The 18,547-nt window shown below is 54.2% G+C and carries 15 protein-coding genes; 6 read left to right on the top strand and 9 right to left on the bottom strand.

The window, feature by feature from the left end:
• Window positions 1-31: 31 nt before the first annotated feature.
• The 3 genes from Q4551_RS09135 (at window position 32) to Q4551_RS09125 (ending at window position 5,310) form a co-directional block, all read left to right on the top strand.
• Entirely contained in the window at window positions 32-1,981 is a 1,950-nt protein-coding gene (locus Q4551_RS09135; protein WP_303433264.1) for a choice-of-anchor tandem repeat GloVer-containing protein, read from the top strand.
• Between the two features lie 177 nt (window positions 1,982-2,158).
• Complete coding sequence (locus tag Q4551_RS09130) at window positions 2,159-3,982, top strand: type I secretion system permease/ATPase (protein WP_303433263.1); 1,824 nt, start codon at window positions 2,159-2,161, stop codon at window positions 3,980-3,982.
• Window positions 3,979-5,310, top strand: coding sequence for an HlyD family type I secretion periplasmic adaptor subunit (locus tag Q4551_RS09125; RefSeq protein WP_303433262.1), 1,332 nt, complete (start codon window positions 3,979-3,981; stop codon window positions 5,308-5,310). Before Q4551_RS09130 ends, Q4551_RS09125 begins: the two co-directional genes overlap by 4 nt.
• Before the next feature lie 69 nt (window positions 5,311-5,379).
• On the opposite strand, the gene choV is transcribed toward Q4551_RS09125, so the two are convergent.
• From choV to betI, 6 genes are all read right to left on the bottom strand, one after another.
• Window positions 5,380-6,564, bottom strand: a complete 1,185-nt coding sequence (gene choV / locus Q4551_RS09120; protein WP_303433261.1) for a choline ABC transporter ATP-binding protein — start codon at window positions 6,562-6,564, stop codon at window positions 5,380-5,382.
• A 2-nt stretch (window positions 6,565-6,566) separates the two neighbouring features.
• Entirely contained in the window at window positions 6,567-7,409 is an 843-nt protein-coding gene (gene choW / locus Q4551_RS09115; protein WP_303433260.1) for a choline ABC transporter permease subunit, read from the bottom strand.
• A 254-nt stretch (window positions 7,410-7,663) separates the two neighbouring features.
• Window positions 7,664-8,605, bottom strand: coding sequence for a choline ABC transporter substrate-binding protein (locus Q4551_RS09110; RefSeq protein WP_303433259.1), 942 nt, complete (start codon window positions 8,603-8,605; stop codon window positions 7,664-7,666).
• Between the two features lie 85 nt (window positions 8,606-8,690).
• Entirely contained in the window at window positions 8,691-10,421 is a 1,731-nt protein-coding gene (betA, locus tag Q4551_RS09105) for a choline dehydrogenase (RefSeq protein WP_303433258.1), read from the bottom strand.
• The gene (gene betB, locus Q4551_RS09100) at window positions 10,418-11,878 is read right to left on the bottom strand and encodes a betaine-aldehyde dehydrogenase (protein WP_303433257.1); all 1,461 of its coding nucleotides are present in this window, start codon (window positions 11,876-11,878) and stop codon (window positions 10,418-10,420) included. The genes betA and betB overlap by 4 nt, the downstream gene beginning before the upstream one ends.
• An 11-nt stretch (window positions 11,879-11,889) precedes the next feature.
• Window positions 11,890-12,522, bottom strand: coding sequence for a transcriptional regulator BetI (gene betI / locus Q4551_RS09095; RefSeq protein ID WP_303433256.1), 633 nt, complete (start codon window positions 12,520-12,522; stop codon window positions 11,890-11,892).
• Window positions 12,523-12,967: 445 nt separating this feature from the next.
• Here betI and Q4551_RS09090 point away from each other — a divergent pair, with 445 nt between their 5' ends.
• Window positions 12,968-13,381 (top strand): heme-binding protein, encoded by a 414-nt coding sequence (locus Q4551_RS09090; protein ID WP_303433255.1) that lies wholly within the window; start codon window positions 12,968-12,970, stop codon window positions 13,379-13,381.
• Window positions 13,382-13,404: 23 nt separating this feature from the next.
• Here the strand turns inward: Q4551_RS09090 and Q4551_RS09085 are convergent, their stop codons facing one another.
• The gene (locus Q4551_RS09085) at window positions 13,405-13,986 is read right to left on the bottom strand and encodes a TetR/AcrR family transcriptional regulator (protein WP_303433254.1); all 582 of its coding nucleotides are present in this window, start codon (window positions 13,984-13,986) and stop codon (window positions 13,405-13,407) included.
• Between the two features lie 120 nt (window positions 13,987-14,106).
• Here Q4551_RS09085 and Q4551_RS09080 point away from each other — a divergent pair, with 120 nt between their 5' ends.
• Both Q4551_RS09080 and Q4551_RS09075 read left to right on the top strand, forming a co-directional pair.
• A complete protein-coding gene (locus Q4551_RS09080) occupies window positions 14,107-14,658 on the top strand; it encodes a carboxymuconolactone decarboxylase family protein (protein WP_303433253.1) in 552 nt (183 codons plus the stop codon).
• Window positions 14,655-15,347 carry a glutathione S-transferase family protein gene (locus Q4551_RS09075; RefSeq protein WP_303433252.1) on the top strand — a complete coding sequence of 231 codons (693 nt, stop codon included), beginning with the start codon at window positions 14,655-14,657 and terminating at the stop codon, window positions 15,345-15,347. Before Q4551_RS09080 ends, Q4551_RS09075 begins: the two co-directional genes overlap by 4 nt.
• Window positions 15,348-15,440: 93 nt before the next feature.
• Here Q4551_RS09075 and Q4551_RS09070 read toward each other — a convergent pair whose 3' ends face one another.
• Together Q4551_RS09070 and Q4551_RS09065 are read right to left on the bottom strand one after the other, a co-directional pair.
• A complete protein-coding gene (locus Q4551_RS09070; RefSeq protein WP_303433251.1) occupies window positions 15,441-15,758 on the bottom strand; it encodes a 2Fe-2S iron-sulfur cluster-binding protein in 318 nt (105 codons plus the stop codon).
• Window positions 15,759-16,619: 861 nt separating this feature from the next.
• The gene (locus Q4551_RS09065) at window positions 16,620-18,323 is read right to left on the bottom strand and encodes an amidase (RefSeq protein ID WP_303433250.1); all 1,704 of its coding nucleotides are present in this window, start codon (window positions 18,321-18,323) and stop codon (window positions 16,620-16,622) included.
• Between the last annotated feature and the right edge of the window lie 224 nt (window positions 18,324-18,547).

Raw genomic sequence — 18,547 nt, 5'->3', positions numbered from 1 at the left:
GCGGCCCTTTTTTATTTTCTGGAGAAGAAATATGTTTTCCAAACGTATAATCAGCACTCTGTTACTAACGGGAATCAGTTTCAGTTTGCAGGCCGCTCCGTCGGTTGAGAGAATTTATTCCACCGATCAAACGGATATTGTACTCACCAAGTTTATTTACGGTTCTGACGGTCGTCTTTACGGCAAATATATCGATGGATCTTCATCTCCATCTGTTCTCTCTATTTTATCGATGGAACCCGATGGCAGTGACCCGCAATTGGATGAAGTCGACTTTTACTATGAAGCCACTACTTTGGTCAGTAATCATCGCGGGCAGATTTTTTTAGGGCACAGTGCAGAAACTCGCTGCCCAGAGGTTCTTCGAGAAATACAAGGGAGTAGTGAGATTACCGGCCGGGTTTATGGTTCCATTACTAAATATACCCCTTGGGCTGAGGAGGCTTCGGAAAGAATGGTGGATATGACAACCAATCTGGGTGCGGCCATTTGTCCAACCGGCAATATGGTGTTGGATAACGACGATAATCTCTACTTTATCAGTAAGGCTGAAGGCGATACAGAAATTGAGGCTGTTAACCGTATTTACCGTTTAAGTGCCGAAGGCGAATTAGAAGTTATCAAAGAAGTTGTTGTGGACGCAGAAGGCGACAATGAAGCTACCGCCTTTGCAGAAGGCTATGAACCCGTCAACTTATTCATCGATGCCGATGGACAAACGATTTACGGCATAAATACCGAGGGGGGCAATAAAAGTTTTGAAAGCGGTGGCACCACTTTTAGAGTTGGAACCATTTTTAAAATCGATACCGCCAATAATAATGACTATTCGGTACTCCGCCAAGCGTATATTTTGGAAGATCCAGGTTTAGACTCTGGAGCATGGTTAACCACCATTAACGATAAACTTTATTATATTACTGATGGCCATCCGGTTGTCGATGGTGGTGATGGAATACTCAATAGCCTGGATTTATCTTCCGGGGATGCCGACACCATTGATGCTTCTTGGTTCAAGGTAGTCGATTTTAATGGCACTTCCTCGCCCATGGGTAATTCACCGCGTACTTTGCAATTGGGCATGGATGGAATGATTTATGGCGTCACCGGGAAGGGAGGAAGCAATGTAACAACAAATGCCAACGGTGAGGGAACCTTATATAGGCTCGACCCCGTAACCGACATATTTGAAACCTTATATGAGTTCAGTTCTGACAATGATGTAAAAGCCTTTCCGGTCGGTCTTAGCCCTGTCAGCCCAGACGGTAACTTTTTTGGTTCAACTACAGCTTCAAGCAGTACGGTGTTTAAAGTCGATACCGATATTATCCCAACATCTCCTGTTATCACCGCCTTTTGGACAGAAACCCCTGAATTGACTTGGGAGTCGGGGGCTTTGCAGGCCACTTTGAACTGGAATGTCACGAATCCATCCGGGGAACTCAGCGACGTAACTTGTAGCGCCAGCGGCGACTGGGACGAGGCCATCTCTGAGCTGACAGATGCCAGCCAAACAGTGGTTATCGCTAACGAAGGCACCAACGAATTTGTCCTGACCTGTGATAACGGTACAGAACAATCCAGCCAAACCCTCAGAGTGCTGGCCTCCGGTCTACCGGATCCAGTATCCATTATTGATTTTCGTTCAGATTTGTACGAAGTCGAACAAGGTGAAACCTTTACCATCAATTGGCAAACCGAAAATGCCGCCAGCTGTGACACTAACTGGGGCACATTGGATACCGAGCAAGCCGTCAGCGGCTCTAAAGAAATTACAGGGGTACCCGGCGAGTATACGTATGAGCTGACCTGTACCGGTCTGGGTGGCGATGAAGTATCGGCAACGCCTTTAGATATAACTGTCGAAATCAGTGAATCCGTTGATGCCGGCTCCTCCTCCGGCGGTGCTTTTAACCCTCTTCTGCTGCTACCCGCAGCCTTGCTGCTGTTCCGTCGCCGTCGGGTGACGTCGGCCAGTTAATCCATGGATAGCCTCTGCCCCGGTTTCCGGGGTACAGCGATCACTCATAACGACCATAACCACCATTAAAATAACCATCTTTAATAACCGTCTTTAACAACTACCTTTAATCGCTATCTCAGTCGGCGCAGTTACCCAGCGCCGGCTGGATAAAAAGCCTGAATCCCGGAGTCTGTTATGAAACCTGAAGCGGCTGCCTCAGCCAATACTTCCCCACTGCGTGAGGCGTTGTTGGGCTGCAAGTCGGTGTATATGTCGGTGGCGGCCTTCAGTGCCGTGATCAACTTACTGATGCTGGCCCCGGCTATTTATATGTTGCAGGTGTACGATCGGGTGATCAGTTCGCAAAACAGCATGACGCTGTTGATGCTCAGTCTGATCTTGCTGGGCTTGTATCTGTTAATGGCAGCGCTGGAGTTTATTCGTAGTCGGGTGCTGGTGCGGCTGGGCACAAAGCTGGATATTCAGCTCAGTCAACAGGTGTATTCGTCGTCTTTTATTGCCAGTTTGCGCAAGGGCGGCTTTAACGCCAACCAGTCGTTGGGTGATCTTAACGGTATTCGTCAGTTTTTGACCGGCAACCCCTTGCTGGCGTTTTTTGATGCGCCCTGGGTGCCGGTGTATCTGGCGGTAATCTATATGTTTGATGTCTGGTTGGGTTTGTTTGCAACGGTGGGCAGCCTGGTATTGATCGGGCTGGCGATACTGAATGAAAAACTCACCCAAAAACCCTTGCAGGCAGCCAATCAGTCGTCAATCAAATCCGGTTATCAGGCGGACTCGGTATTGCGTAATGCCGAGGTCATTGAAGCCATGGGCATGTTGCCAGCGTTGCGGCAGCGCTGGTTTCAGTTACACCAACAGTTTTTGGATCATCACCGCATTGCCAGTGAAAAAGCCGGTTCGGTGGCGGCGGCCAGTCGTGGTATCCGTATTACCTTACAGTCGATGATTCTGGGGTTGGCTGCGTTGCTGGTGATCTCGGGTGAGATCAGTGCCGGGATGATGATTGCCGCTTCTATTTTGATGGGTCGTGCTCTGGCTCCGGTGGATGCGGTTATTGGCGCCTGGAAGCAATGGACCACAGCGCGGCAGTCTTATCATCGGCTGTCGGAGTTGCTGCAGGCCTGCCCTCCTCCTGTAACAACATTGTCTCTGCCCGCCCCTTCTGGTGAATTGAGTATTGAACATCTCAGTGCTGCAATACCGGGCACACGGCAAGTGGTGTTATCACGACTGAATTTCCAGTTGCCATCCGGCAGTGTGCTCGGCGTATTGGGGCCGTCTGGCTCTGGCAAGTCGACATTGGCGCGGCTGTTGGTTGGGGTATGGCCTGCGGCATCTGGCAAAGTCCGTCTTGATGGAGCGGATATTTTTCGCTGGAACAAAGCGGAGCTTGGCCCTTCGCTGGGGTATCTGCCGCAGGATGTCGAGCTGTTTGCCGGTTCCATCAGCGATAATATTGCCCGCTTTGGTGAGGTCGATGCCGAGCAGGTGATCGCGGCGGCCAAGCTGGCGGGTATCCATGAGCTGATTCTGCAAAAACCCGACGGTTACGAGACCCTGTTGGGAGAAAACGGCCGGGGATTATCCGGCGGTCAACGCCAGCGGGTCGGGCTGGCTCGGGCCTTGTACCGTAACCCGGCGTTACTGGTGCTGGATGAACCGGACGCCAGCCTGGATGACGCTGGCGAACAGGCCCTCAAGCAGGCAATCATTAGCCAACAACACAGGGGCGGTACGGTGGTGGTGATTACTCACCGTCCAGCGCTGGTGTCGTCCTGCTCCCATTTATTGGTATTGGCGGATGGCCAGATGCGCGCCTTTGGGCCAAGGGAGCAGGTGTTGTCGGGGGCGGCGAAGAAGATCAAGCCAACGCCGGAGGTTTATCACTCGCCAACGGTGTCGTTCAGCACAGCAGCCCCATCGTCGGCCCCAGAATCACCTTCAACGCCTTCGTCTTCTTCAAAATCCCACTCCACAGAGGCCAGCGGACAATGACCGTAACCACATTGCCATATGCTCACACCCTGCGCGCAGCCAACACAGAGATGGCCATTCCCTACCAGAGTCAGCGCTATGTACGCGCCGGCTGGCTGTTGATTATTGCCGGTGTACTGGGGTTTCTTGGCTGGGCCTCATTGGCACCACTGGACAAGGGCGTTCCGGTCAATGGTCAGCTGATCGTCGAAGGGCAGCGCAAGAGTCTGTTTCATCCGGATGGCGGTCAGATTGAGCGTATTCTGGTACGCGACGGCGACCAGGTCCACGCAGGGCAGGTATTGATCCGTCTGAATCCGACCCGGGCCGAGGCGCATCTGCGTGAAGTGCAGATTCAGTACGACAATGCCCTGGCCTTGCTGACTCGTCTGAAAGCGGAACGCGATGGGCAAGCAAACATTGAGTTTCCGGCGGACTTGATGGAGCGGGCCACCGATGCCGTACACAGCCAGCAACGGTTGTTCCAGGCCCGGCAGCGCTCACTGGCACAAGCCTTACAAAGCTACGATGAAATCATCACCGGCATGGATTACCAACTGAAAGGTCTGAGCGACAGCAATAGCAGCCGCCGTCGTCAGCGTGCCACGCTGGATGAGCAACTAGCGGGAATGAAAGCACTGGAAAAATCCGGTTATGTCTCCCGGGTACGCTTGCTGGAAATGGAGCGCCTGCACGCCGAAACCGACAGTAAACTGGCCGAGAATATCGGTCAACTAGGGCAATTGCAGCAACAGCTGCAAGAGTTAGCCATCCGCCAATCGTCGCATCAGCAATCCTTTCTCGAACAGGTACACGAAGCCTATGCCGAGGCTGAACTCAATCTGTTATCCCTGGCGCAAAAGCTGCGCGCAGCCCAATACAGCCTGGAGCAAACCCGGGTATTGGCCCCTGTCGATGGCGTGGCCATGGGGCTGAGTGTATTTACCGAAGGCGGCTTTATCAATCCGGGCAGTCATCTGCTCGATGTGGTGCCTGCCAGTGGCACCCTGGTCGTTGAAGCCCAGGTACCAGTGCACCTGATCGATAAAGTCGAACCCGGTTTACCTGTTCGGATTCTGTTTCCGGCGGCCAACCAGAACCGTACGCCCGATATCATGGGCACGGTTGCAACCGTCGCCGCCGACCGCTCGGAAGATGATCAGACCGGCCTGCCCTACTATGCCGTGCTGGTCCGTATTGGCCCGGATGGTTATCAACAATTAGAGGATTTCACCCCAAGACCGGGTATGTCGGTCAGTCTGTTTATTCGTACCGGTGAACGCACACTGATGAATTATTTACTCAAGCCACTGCAAGACCGGGCCAATAGCGCACTGGCAGAGGAGTAGTCTTGCCACGGGCATTCAACCCCACGGACAAAGCCAGGCTCGATGCTCAATGGTGCATGGCGCGCAAGATTACGCCGTAGCAGCACCATTAAAATGTTTACCCAGCATGGCGTGATAGAAGTTATGGTCGGTCAGTACCCCCACCAATTTGCCATGTTCAGCCAGCACCACGGGTTGCTCGGTAGCGTAACGGATTTCGATCGCCCGTCGCATGGAAATATCTGGCGTTGTCATTGCCATGGTGCCCAGTGGTGGCATATCCGTGTTGGCCTCGATGCCGCATTGTTGCATGGGGACCGGTTCGCCGTGGCGATGGGCTGTTTTGCCATCGGATGCCAGCCAGATGTCTTTTTCGCTGCACACCAGGGTGTCGTTCCCTTGCCGCGTCAGCTCATCCGCTGCGGTCATCAGAGACCGGCCAGCCAGGACATTCAATGGGTTGGTATGGGCAACAAAGTCTTCCACATAGGCGGTGGCCGGGTTCATTACAATGTCTTCCGGTGCGCCCTGCTGAATAATCCGGGCTGATTCCATAATGACGATATTGGTGCCAATTTTTAACGCTTCGTCCAGGTCATGGGACACAAACAGAATGGTCTTGTTGAGGCTGCGCTGCAGCACCAGCAGTTCATCCTGTAGCTGCGCCCGAATCAGTGGGTCGAGTGCAGAGAATGGCTCGTCCATCAACAGAATATCGCTGTCCATGGCAAATGCCCGAGCCAGGCCAACCCGCTGTTGCATGCCTCCGGATAGCTCCGCCGGTAATGCATCCTTCCAGTCGGTCAGACCGACCATGTCGAGTTTTTCCATGGCTTTCTGATGGCGCTCGGCCTTGCCTTGCCCCATCAGTTCGAGACCATAAGCAACGTTGTCGAGCACCGATAACCAGGGCATCAGGGCAAATTTCTGGAATACCATCGATACCCGTTCGGCCCGCAGCCGCCGCAAGGTATTGGCGTCACAGCTGCCGACATCAACCTGGCCGTCGCCATCCTTGACCAGTACCTGACCACGAGAGATCGGGTTAAGGCCATTCACCGCCCGCAACAGGCTGGACTTGCCGGAGCCAGACAACCCCATCAAGACACAGATCTCCCCTTGCTTGACCTCGATGCTGGCGTTATGCACGCCCACCACACTGCCGGTGGATTCGATGATCTGCTGGCGGGTTTTACCCTGATCCAGCAATGCCAGCGCGGGGGCGACCGTGTCGCCAAAAACAACATCAAGATTTCTGATAGAAATGGCGTTCATGGTTATACCTCTGCCTTGCCCGGCGCTTTGAAAATACGATCGAGAATAATAGCCACCAGCACGATGGCGATACCGGCTTCAAAGCCTTGCGAAATATTCACCGTGTTGAGTGCCCGGATCACCGGTTTGCCCAAACCATCGGCACCGACCAGCGCGGCCACCACCACCATGGATAACGACAGCATGATGCACTGGGTCACGCCGGCCATAATGCTGGGCAGCGCAGCAGGCAGCTCGACTTTCCACAATAATTGCCGGGGCGTGGCACCAAAGGCCTTGCCCGCTTCAATCAGTTCTTCCGGGACGTTACGAATACCGAGGTAGGTCAGCCGGATCGGGGCGGCAATGGCAAACACAATGGTCGAGATCAGGCCGGGCACCACGCCAAGGCCAAACAGCACCAGGGTCGGGATCAGGTATACGAAGGTTGGGACGGTCTGCATCAGGTCGAGCACCGGCCGCAAATAGTTGTACACCTTGGGTTTGTGACCGGCATAGATGCCTACGGGGACACCGGTCAGAATACAAATCGTGGTGGCGGTGACGACCAGCACAAAGGTCTCGATCATCTCGGCCCAATAACCAAGGTTGATAATCAGCAGCATCGAGGCGACAACAAACAGCACCAGCCGGATGCTGCGGTGCAGAAACCAGGCCATGGCTGCTGTCGCAATAATCGGTACAGCCGGGTGAAACCATTGGAACAGTGTCACCAGCGAGGTGATCACCCATTCCAGAGAAATGGACACCAGGTCAAAAAACCAGGCTCCGTGGTCGGTCAGCCAGTCGACGAATGTTTCCATCCATGCGCCCAGCGGCAATTTGTTATCGGACAGCCAGTTCATATCAAGCCTCTGTTTGTTCTGTTTTTTTTGATCTGGTCATTCTGATCGTTAGCGGAAATCTCTGGAGAAGTCTGCGTTATCACTGGCTCAGGCTACGGCTCTGATGCGGTCAGAACCACAACCAGATCGGCGATAACACAGACTTGTCGAGAGACTCCAAACCAGAGCGGTGTTGGCCGCACCTGGTTCGGGATGGTCAGCCAACCGGTTATTGATGGTTGGTCAGGTTGGCCGTTATCCGACCGGGAGGCGGTCTACTTTTTCAGGTAGGCCTGTACCGCTGGCAGCGCATCCGCACCGCTGTTGGTTTTCACTCCGGCCAGCCACTGGTTCAATACGCCCGGGTTGGCTTTCAGCCAGTTGGTCGCTGCGACTTCCGGCTTTTTGCCATCGTTCAGGATCGCGCCCATGATTTCGTTTTCCAGCGGCAGGGTGAAAGTCAGGTTGGTCAGCAGCTTGCCAACGTTCGGGCAGCTTTCCAGATAGCCCTGGCTGACGTTGGTATGCACATTGGCACCGCCGTAGTTGGGGCCAAAGAAGTCATCACCACCGTCGAGGTACATCATGTCAACGCTGGCGTTCATTGGGTGTGGTGCCCAACCAAGGAAGGCAATCCATTTGTCACGACGGACGGCGCGCTTCACTTGCGACAACATGCCGGCTTCGCTCGATTCCACCAGAGTGAAGTCTTTCAGGCCAAAGGCGTTCTGGTCGATCATGTCCTGAATCAGGCGGTTGCCATCATTACCCGGCTCGATACCGTAAATCCTGTCATCAAACTTATCGGCAAATTTCACCAGGTCGTCAAAGCTTTTGACACCGGCGTCGTAGGCGTATTTCGGCACGGCCAGGGTGTATTTGGCACCGGTCAGGTTGGGACCAAGATCTTGCACGCTGTTGTTTTTCAGGTAAGGCTCGATATCGGCCTGCATGGTCGGCATCCAGTTACCCAGGAACACATCAATGTCCTTGTTGGCAAGGGACTTGTAAGTCACCGGCACCGACAGCAACTGGGTTTTGGTATCGTAGCCCATGCCTTGCAGCACCACCGAGGCAACAGCGGTGGTGGCGGTGATATCGGTCCAGCCGACATCCGCAAAACGGACGGTGTCGCACTGGTCAGCGCTGGCGGCTCCGGCGTGCATCAGCAGGCTCAGGGCGATGGTGGATACGGTAAACGATGTTGCAGTCTTCATGACTTGTCCTCAGTGGTTGAATATCAGTTACGGCTCATCACCAGGCCGGGGCCTGGCGGTGCAGATACATCAGTGACGTTGGGCGTTATGCAGCATCTTCGCTGCCGGTGGAGTTGGCCAGCGCACGCCTGGGCGTACCGCTGCGCTGTTGGGTTGGCCAGTCGGGGTCTATCCAGACAGGGACATCCGCCGCGGTGGCAGCGCCCTTGCCCAGAATCAGGTCGGCGGCCTTTTCTGCCACCATGATGGTCGGGGCATTCAGGTTGCCATTGGTAATGGTCGGGAAGATGGAAGAATCCACTACCCGCAGGCTGTCGATGCCCCGCACCCGGCAAGCGCTGTCCAGCACCGCCATCGGGTCGTCGTCTGCCCCGATCTTGCAGGTACAGGACGGGTGATAGGCGCTCTCGACATTGGCCCGAACCCAGGCGTCAATCTCGGCATCGGTCTGAACCGCCGCACCGGGCTGGATTTCATCTCCCCGATACGCGTCCAGCGCCGGTTGCAGAATGATTTCGCGGGTCAGGCGAATGGTGTCGCGCCAGTCCTGCCGGTCTTGTTCGGTGCCGATGTAATTAAAGAAAATCGATGGTTTGGCGTGAGGGTCGGCAGAAGTAATCCAGACCTTGCCGCGGCTGGCCGGTTTATTCGGCCCGACGTGCACCTGGAAGCCATGACCATCGAAGGCTGCCTGACCGTCGTAACGCATCGCCGCAGGCAAGAAGTGATATTGAATATTGGGCCATTCCACTCCCGCCCGGGAGCGAATAAAGGCGCAGCTTTCAAAGTGGTTGGTGGCACCCAGACCATTTTTGAACAGCAGCCAGCGAGCACCGATCACCCCCTTGTTAAACAGGTCGAGTTTGCCGTTCAGGGTGATTGGCTGGTGGCAGTAAAACTGGAAGTAGACTTCCAGGTGGTCTTGCAGGTTTTCGCCCACCCCCGGCAGCTCATGTTGCACGCTGACGCCAGCCTTGGCCAGGACATCCCTGGGACCAATCCCGGACAATTGCAGCAACTGTGGTGAACCGATGGAGCCCGCCGCCAGAATCACTTCCCGGCGGGCAGTGTGCTGTTCGACCTTGCCGTTGCTTTCGAACTGGATGCCAGTGGCTTCCAGCGTCGGGCCATCGCCGTTCAACAACACCTTGTGTACCACCACACCGGTTTTCAGCGTCAGGTTGGGACGCGATAGCGCCTCCCGCAAATAGGCATTGGAAGTCGAGGCCCGCACACCGTCTTTGACGGTCATATGCATTGGCCCAAAGCCTTCCTGCTGATAACCGTTGTAGTCCGGAGTGTATGGATAGCCGGCGTCTTTACCGGCATCGATAAAGGCTTGATAAAGCGGGTTCAGGCTCATGTTGTTGCCGTTGTTGGTGCCGACCGGGCCATGACCACCGCGGTATTCGCTCTCGCCACCCATCCAGCACTCGGCCTTTTTGAAATACGGCAAGCAGTGCTGGTAATCCCACCCTTCTGCGCCGTGGGCTTGCCATTCGTCAAAGTCTCGGGCATGGCCACGGACGTACACCATGCCATTAATGGATGATCCGCCACCCAGCACCTTGCCGCGCGGGCAATGTAATACCCGGTTGTCGATGCCCGGCTCTGGCAGGGTTTCAAACTGCCAGGCGTATTTTTCGGTATTCATCGGGTACGACAGCGCGGTCGGCATCTGGATAAATATGCTTTTGTCGCTGCCACCGGCTTCCAGTAACAACACCTTGTACTCGCCGCTGGCGCTCAGGCGATTGGCCAGCACACAACCGGCACTGCCGGCGCCGACAATAATAAAATCGTATTGACCACTCATGCGTAAGGACTCTCGACATCTCCCAGCTCAATAAACACGCTTTTGGTCTGGGTATAGTGATTCAGGGTTTCCACCCCGTTTTCTCGGCCAATGCCTGACAACTTGTAACCACCCACGGGCATTTCGGCCGGTGAAGCGCCCCAACTGTTGATCCAGCAAATACCGGCTTCCATTGCCGCGATCACCCGATGGGCACGGGAGAAATCACGGGTAAAGACCCCGGCAGCCAGACCGAAGTCCGTTGCGTTGGCACGGCGGATCACCTCCGCTTCATCGCTGAAACGCAGCACCGACATCACCGGGCCAAAGATCTCATCTTTCACGTTAGGCATATCGTCGTGGCAATCGGCAAAGACGGTCGGCTGCACAAAAGCCCCTTTGGCACAGTCGCCGGTCATGGCCCGTTCACCACCAATCACCAGACGGGCACCCGCCTCTTTGGCGGCGTCGATATATCCCAGTACCTTGTGCATATGGTCAATACTGATCAGCGCCCCGACCTGGGTAGCTGGATCGCTGGGGTCGCCCATGGTCAGCCTGGCGGTGCGTTCTTGCAGCTGGCTGAGGAAAGCGTCGTAAATGGCATCGTGCACAAACACCCGGGTGCCGTTGGTGCAGACTTCGCCCTGGGTGTAAAAATTAGCGATCATTGCCGCCGATACCGCGTTGGTCAGATCGGCGTCATCAAAAATGATCAGTGGTGATTTGCCACCCAGCTCCATGGTGACGTCTTTCAGTGTGGTGGCACTGGCAGCCATCACTTTTTTGCCGGTACCGCACTCGCCGGTAAACGACACCTTGGCAATATCAGCGTGATGAGTCAGCGCTTCCCCGACCCGGTAGTCCCCTTGCACGACGTTAAAAACGCCATCCGGCACACCGGCTTCGGTGTAGATCTCGGCCAGCTTCATCGCCGTCAGCGGCGTTTCTTCCGAGGGTTTGAACACCATGGCGTTACCGGCTGCCAGCGCCGGAGCGGATTTCCACATGGCGATCTGGATCGGGTAATTCCAGGCGCCGATGCCAGCCACGACACCCAATGGTTCGCGGCGGGTATAGAAAAAGTTGCTGCCGCCCAGATCTTGCTGCTCGCCCTGAATCGACGGTGCCAGGCCCGCAAAATATTCCACCACATCGGCACCGGTGACGATGTCGACGCAGTTGGCTTCCTGAATCGGCTTGCCAGTGTCCAGTACTTCCAGCATGGCCAGCTCGTCGTTACGCTGGCGCAGAATCTCAACCGCCTTGCGCAAAATACGGCTGCGTTCCATCCCGGTCATGGCCGACCAGACCTTGAAACCGGCCTGGGCAGAAACCACAGCCCGGTCGACGTCGGCACTGGAGGCCTGCTGGATCAGTGCAATGGTTTCGCCGGTTGCCGGGTTACAGGTCGCAAATGTTTCACCAGAAGTGGCGTCCTGATACTGGCCGTGAATGTACAGAGTGTGGGTTTGCATGGAGTTACCTTCTAGTTCTGAATAGGGGTCGTCGGTCGGGCCGGGGCATCATCAGCATCGACGCTCGCCAGTTGCTGGCCGATGTAATCACTGATCAGTTTTTTCGCCATCCCGACATCAATGCCTTCCGGCCGCAATGCGCCACGCAGCCAGATACCATCGATCAGCGCCGCGATGGTCTGGGCGGTCTGCCAGGCCTGATGCCGGGGCATCACCTGTTTCAACTCAAACATCAGATACGACAGCAAGCGCTTTTCGTTGACCCGCTGTAACCGGAACAGCGCCGGTACGTGCATCGATTGCGACCAGAACGCCAGCCAGGTTTTTACCACCCGTGGGTCCGTCTGCGACTTGTCGAAGTTACCGCAGACAATGGCATCCAGACGGCCACGGACATCATCACGTGCCACCTGATCCAGCTGCTTGCGGACACTGCTCGATAGTTGTTTCAGCACCGACCGCATGGTCGCCTCTAGCAAATTATCCTTGCCGCCAAAGTGGTGGTTGATAATGGCCGGCGATACCCCTGCCTTGCCGCTGATAATCACTACGCTGGCTTTGTGTAAACCCACTTCGTTGATTGAATCCATGGTGGCCTCAATCAATTGTGGTCTACGTATTTCTGCTACTCCCAACTTCGGCATAGGAAGTCCTCTACTGGCCAGAATCTTTTTTGTTAAATGATCGTTTAACCAAAATGTAACGGCTTCAGTGCTGATGTCAACTGAAGAGGCGCAGATAATCCACACTGTCAGGTATGAAGGCAGGCGGTTCGTGAATGGATTGTTGGCGTGGAAAACCCCATAGGGCAACGGTTTGCAGGGAGATTTTTAGTTAGGACTCTAACTAAAATGATGAAAAAATAAACAGGTCATTAAACGGCGTCTGCCATGATCTGGCGCTGTGTTCGAACAATCACAGAGGGCGTCCGTCCGGGTCGCTACTGCCTGAGTCTGGTCTCTTCGGTATTGTAAAATCCCGAATCTGGTACTCTGCCGATCCTGCCCCAGTGGTAGCATCGTCACTCTTTGGATGCTGTCTTGGCGGCTGCATTCATGCATTCCGATTTCCTGATAAAAAGGTCACGCCATGAACCCAATCAATTGCCAACAAGCTCGCCAGATGCTCGATGATGCGGTTAAACAAGCCGAGGATATGGGATTGAATGTCTGTATTTCGGTCGTCGACAGCGGTGCCAACCTGGTTGCTTTCCTGCGGATGGACAAGGCCTTTCTGGGGTCAACTGAAGTCAGTCAGCGCAAGGCAAGAACAGCGGTTTTATTTCAGTGCCCGACCGATGTGTTTGGTCAGGTTATCGAGCAAGAGAAGCTGCTCGGCATGGATCAGATTGATGGTGGCCTGATGGCATTCGGGGGTGGTTTGCCCATTCTGGTGAATGGCGAACTGATTGGAGCGGTAGGCGTTTCAGGCGCGACGGCCAAGCAGGACAAGGCTATTGCGACAGCGGCCATAACCGCTCTGTTGGCGCAGCTGGCGTCGTAAACGCCAGCAATCCGCTCGCTCTGTCAGCCGCGCAGATGCTCAAACACATCGTCGACCAGTTCATCGAGATGGCATTCACCCGGGCGGGCACGCGCATAAGAGCGTAACCCCATCAGCTGAACCTGCAAATAACGTGCTTGCCGCTCTGGATCAGCAGTCGCTGCGGTCTCTCCGCTTGCTCGCGCCTGAGTCAGTACCTCGGCAAAGGCGGCTTCCATTTCGGCCAGCCAGTATTTGGCTTCTGCCAGTAAATCGGCGTTGTCATCGGTCAGTTCGGTGATGGTTTTCACCAGCATACACATACTGCTGGGAGTCGATGCCGGATCACTGCATACCGCGCCTTTAACAAAGGCTTTTAATCCGGCCAGCGGCGATCCCGCCTGCTCCACACTGGTACGCAGCCGCGCTTTACTCATCGCGGCATAGTGGCCCAGCACTTCCTTGAACAAGCCTTCTTTACTGCCGAAGCTGGCGTAAATACTGCCAGGACGCATATCCATGGCCTGCTGGATATTACGCATGGAGGTAGCGTGAAACCCTTTTGCCCAAAACAGTTGTGTGGCGTTGTGGATCGCCTCTTGGCGATCATGCTTGGCGTGAGACACCCTTGAATTCTCTTTTTGTAACGATCGTTCAATTCTACCTTGAACAAACGTTCAAATCCAGCTAGAGTGATTCCAATGATTAATAAATAACCGCGACAATCGCGGGCCTCTGGAGCAAACATGCAATCCTTTACTCTGCACACCCTGGAATCCGCCCCGGCCGAAAGCAAGCCGCTGCTGGAAAAATCGTTACGAGCCTTTGGCTCTATTCCGGGTCTGCACGCCGTGATGGCCGAATCGCCAGAAACACTGGAAGCCTACCAACAGCTGCACCAATTATTTACGCAAACCTCATTTGATGCTGAAGAACTCACCGTCGTCTGGCAAACCATCAATGTTGAACACCAGTGCCATTACTGCGTACCGGCTCACACTGCCATTGCCAATATGATGAAGGTTGATCCTGAGCTGACCGAAGCACTCCGTAATGGTACGGCCATGCCAACCGCCAAACTGCAAGCGCTGCATGACACCACACTGGCGATGCTGCGTGGTCGCGGTAACCTTGCCGATGCCGAACTGGATACTTTTTATGCTGCAGGCTATGGCCCCAAACAAGTCCTGGAGATCACGCTGGGCATGGCGCAAAAAGTAATGAGCAACTACATCAATCACTTCGCCCAAACACCAGCGGATGAACGCTTTCAACAATTTGCCTGGAGCCCGAAATGATCAAGTTTTACTACCACCCAACCCCGAACCCAACCAAGGTGGCCCTGTTTCTGGAAGAAACCGGCATGCCTTACGAACTGATCCCAGTGGACACCCTCAAGGGTGAGCAACACCGCCCGGAATACCGCGCCATTAACCCCAATGGCAAGACGCCAGCGATTGAAGACGACGGCGTACGGGTGTTCGACTCCAACGCCATCCTGCTCTATTTGTCAGAAAAAAGTGGTCAACTGGGAGGCACACCAGCCACCCGTGCCGAGTTGCTGTCCTGGCTGATGTTTGTGGCTACCGGGCTAGGGCCTTACTCTGGTCAATCAGTGCATTTTCGTCGTGCCGCCCCAGAGCCGATTCCTTACGCCCTCAATCGTTACTGGCGTGAAGCCCGCCGTCATTATTCAGTGCTGAATACCCATCTGGCGAGCCGTACCTTTATCGTCGGTGAGCAATACAGCATCGCAGACATTGCCGCCTGGGGCTGGATAGACAAGGCTACCGTGGTACTGGGTGATGATGGTGCTCTGAGTGAATTTCCGCACCTAAAGGCCTGGTTTGACCGTATCAACAGCCGTCCAGCCGTCGAACGCGCCCGCACCATTGGCCAGCACGCCGAATTCCAGAGTGAGTTGGATGACGCTGCCCGTCGCGCCCTGTTCCCGCAAAATTACCCGGAAGTCGATGCGGCGGAATAAACCGCCACGATCAGCACGGCAGCAGTCCCTTTGCGGGGTACTGCTGTCTCGAACAGTAGAACAGCAGTTAGATAAACCGCGTCCGCGGCTTGCTCAGGCCTCAAGCGGTATCAGATGAATATCACTCTGGGCAAAAATACGACACGCCAACACAATACTCTGCTCTTCATCCCGTGGCGTAATATGCGCCCGACTCATCTTTTTGCTGAGATAAGTGCCACTGGTCACCTTGACGCGGCATTTACCACAGCCACCGCCCTTGCAGCCAACCGGCACCGGGGAATTCTCTGCCCAGCCCATACTGGCCAGTACATTGTTTTGTGAGTTGGTTTCAAAGCATCGTGATTCATTCATCACGCGAACCTGATAACAGGCACGATCTGGCGATACAACAGTCTGCTGATTATTCATGGTCACACTTCTTTTTATTGTTAACCGATGACCTTTCATATTACGTAGGTAGCCCAAAAAATCGCCCATATATTGGCGTCAATTCCGGGAAATAGGATTCTTGTTTACGGGATCAATGATCAGCAGAGCAAACCAACCAGAACCGTCAGAAAGTCTGGGAGGCAACGCAGGGGGTACACATCTCCCTGGTGTAATACCGTCAATTATTCAGCCTGTGTGATCGGCCCTTGCTGCTATTCCATGTCATGTTCATCGATATGCCTTTCCCATCGCAATCCATTGTCAGAAGGGATCAAAGAGGCACTTTTTTCTGTTTTTCAAGGCTGACCAGTGTCAACAACAGAAAAGCATCTTGACTCTTCATGGTGCCTTTCAGGCTCCCGTCCCGGGACAAGGGACAGCTGGATCATAGTAAATGGGTGATTACAATAATTGCCATATGCGCCCGTGGCGGCTTTTGATTTTGTGCCCAGCCACCTTAGGCAGGGACAGAGAAGCACCAATAAATACAGGCAGAAAAGAAGCGTGTTATCGCCAATAAACACGAGCCCCCCAACGCAGAGAGCAATGAGCACGGTAAAAACCTACCCTGTTCTGTATGCGATGCGCGGGTGGTTATTCATAGTGATGCCAGGGAAATAAAACAGGCGTTTCAGAAAGCCGAGAGAGGTTCACAATTGAGGGGAGTCACGGTGTTGTGTCCGTTGATATTCACGGGTTCATGTACTTTGTCGGCTGCCGCTGGATTGCACAGGATGTGCCCTGCCAGAGGACATACCCAGTCGACCCAGGCAATCAAGGCCAGACTGGATAATCTCGCGCAGAGCAATAAGCATACTGCTCTGCGCGATCACCAGACCGTTACTGAACAGACGTCAGTTCAGGGTAATAAGTCGGTGCTTGACGTGGCTGTGCCACTTCCTGGTAAGAGTAAGCGATGCTGATCAGCGTTGCTTCATCAAACTCTCGGGCCAGAATTTCGAAACCCACAGGCTGTGCTGGGCTAACGCCGTCGTCTTCATCCGCCATACCAGCAGGCATGGACAAGGCAGGGAAGCCAGAGAACGGGCTCAGACGGTTCGCACTACCAGCACTTGGGCTGCTACCCAGATCACCGGCCAGGCTTTGCAGGGTTGGGTACAACAGTACGTCGTACGGCTCTGCACCTTCACCAGCAGCGGTATTGTCCAGGGCTTCCAGAATACGGGGACGCACAAACGTTGGGCGATCAACCGTGTTCAGAAGGTATGTTTCATCAGTGCTCAGATCCACATCAAGGTTGTTACGTGATGCGATGGTTCTGGTGTTACGCTCCAGGTAGCCGGCGCTGTCCTGGAAGTCCTGATAGGTACGCAAGTGTCCGTCCAGGTTACTCGACCAGCTATGCAGGTAGGTTTCCATATCGCGGGCGAACTCATACGACGACATACTGCGGTATTTGCTCAGAATCTCGTCCATATCCGGGATCACGACGTCTTCAACCGTGGCACCTGCCGCTTCCATTGCCGCCAGTGCTTCGTTCAGCTTGGCCTGTACGATCGCATTATCACCTTCATTATCACCAAACAGACCACGTACCACGCCGATACGAGCACCGTTCAGTGCATCAGCATCAAGGAACGCGGTGTAGCTTTCCGGAACGCCTGTTACTTCTTGATAAGAGGCTTCATCAGCCACCAGTGCGCCATCAATATCGAAGACTTCGCGCTGACCTGAATGTGAAGACTCATCAAAACCAACCAATACGTCCATCGCAACGGCACAGTCTTCAACCGTCCGGCACATTGGGCCGCCAGTATCCTGCCAGGCAGCCAGAGGCATGATGCCGTCCTGACTTACCAGTCTCATGCTGGGACGAATACCAACCAGTCCACCGAGGCTGGACGGAACACGGATGGAACCACCGGTATCAGTACCCAGGCCAAAAACGGCCAGGCTAGCGGCGATACTTGCGCCGGTACCAGTAGAAGAACCGCCCGCACCTTTGGTCTGGTCATAAGCATTCTTGACCAGACCACGCACGGAGCTTTCACCACGGAAGCCAAATGCCAGCTCATCCATGTTCGCTTTACCCAGGATAATGGCACCGGCGTCACGCAGTTTTTCGATGGTGTAGGCATCGCGGCTCGGCTGGTTGTACTGGAATGCAGTTGCACCACCAGACGTGTACATATCCGAGGTGTTGTAGTTATCTTTTGGCAGCACCGGGATACAGTACAGCGGCTGATCATCGAGATCAGCGTCGGTACCGTAATTCTGGTCAAATTCAATGGCTCGGCCAATGGCATTCGGATTGGTCAGCACAACAGCGTTGAGCTCTGTACCACCCACCACCGTGTCATAAGTGTTAATGCGATCCAGATAACCGCTGACAATTTGCTCGCAGCTCATCTGTCCAGATGTAATGGCGCTATGAACACTGGCGATCGTTGCTTCAGAAAAGTTGAAATCCTCAGCGGCGGCGGCAGGAGAATCGTTATCGGAAGAGGAACTTCCGCAGCCAGAAAGTAGCAACATGGCTGCGGTTACTGCAGTAATACTGAGTACCTGTTTGGAGGCTTGCATATTTTTACCTTGGTTTGAAAATTTTAAAGAAATTTTCCCGGTTAATTTGTCAAGTCAGATCAGCTTCCGTTGTTGATCGTAAACATGCGTAAGCACACATCGCGCCACATCTTGAAACTTATTGACAAAAAACATAGGTAAGCAGCCATAACACCATGATTTATGTCATGGTCATTCATAAATCTAATACTAAAGTTTCAAATATAGTCCTGAAAAATATAAAA

The organism is Oceanobacter sp. 5_MG-2023, assembly GCF_030548165.1.
Classification (GTDB): Bacteria; Pseudomonadota; Gammaproteobacteria; order Pseudomonadales; family Oceanobacteraceae; genus Oceanobacter.
This window is presented reverse-complemented; position numbering and strand designations above follow the sequence as displayed.

Coding starts and splice junctions, on each gene's coding strand:
- Q4551_RS09065 (WP_303433250.1), bottom strand. CDS start 18,323: ATGCAAGCCTCCAAACAGGTACTCAGTATTACTGCAGTAACCGCAGCC.
- Q4551_RS09135 (WP_303433264.1), top strand. CDS start 32: ATGTTTTCCAAACGTATAATCAGCACTCTGTTACTAACGGGAATCAGT.
- choW (WP_303433260.1), bottom strand. CDS start 7,409: ATGAACTGGCTGTCCGATAACAAATTGCCGCTGGGCGCATGGATGGAA.
- Q4551_RS09125 (WP_303433262.1), top strand. CDS start 3,979: ATGACCGTAACCACATTGCCATATGCTCACACCCTGCGCGCAGCCAAC.
- betB (WP_303433257.1), bottom strand. CDS start 11,878: ATGCAAACCCACACTCTGTACATTCACGGCCAGTATCAGGACGCCACT.
- Q4551_RS09090 (WP_303433255.1), top strand. CDS start 12,968: ATGAACCCAATCAATTGCCAACAAGCTCGCCAGATGCTCGATGATGCG.
- Q4551_RS09110 (WP_303433259.1), bottom strand. CDS start 8,605: ATGAAGACTGCAACATCGTTTACCGTATCCACCATCGCCCTGAGCCTG.
- Q4551_RS09080 (WP_303433253.1), top strand. CDS start 14,107: ATGCAATCCTTTACTCTGCACACCCTGGAATCCGCCCCGGCCGAAAGC.
- Q4551_RS09075 (WP_303433252.1), top strand. CDS start 14,655: ATGATCAAGTTTTACTACCACCCAACCCCGAACCCAACCAAGGTGGCC.
- choV (WP_303433261.1), bottom strand. CDS start 6,564: ATGAACGCCATTTCTATCAGAAATCTTGATGTTGTTTTTGGCGACACG.
- Q4551_RS09130 (WP_303433263.1), top strand. CDS start 2,159: ATGAAACCTGAAGCGGCTGCCTCAGCCAATACTTCCCCACTGCGTGAG.
- Q4551_RS09070 (WP_303433251.1), bottom strand. CDS start 15,758: ATGAATAATCAGCAGACTGTTGTATCGCCAGATCGTGCCTGTTATCAG.
- betA (WP_303433258.1), bottom strand. CDS start 10,421: ATGAGTGGTCAATACGATTTTATTATTGTCGGCGCCGGCAGTGCCGGT.
- betI (WP_303433256.1), bottom strand. CDS start 12,522: ATGCCGAAGTTGGGAGTAGCAGAAATACGTAGACCACAATTGATTGAG.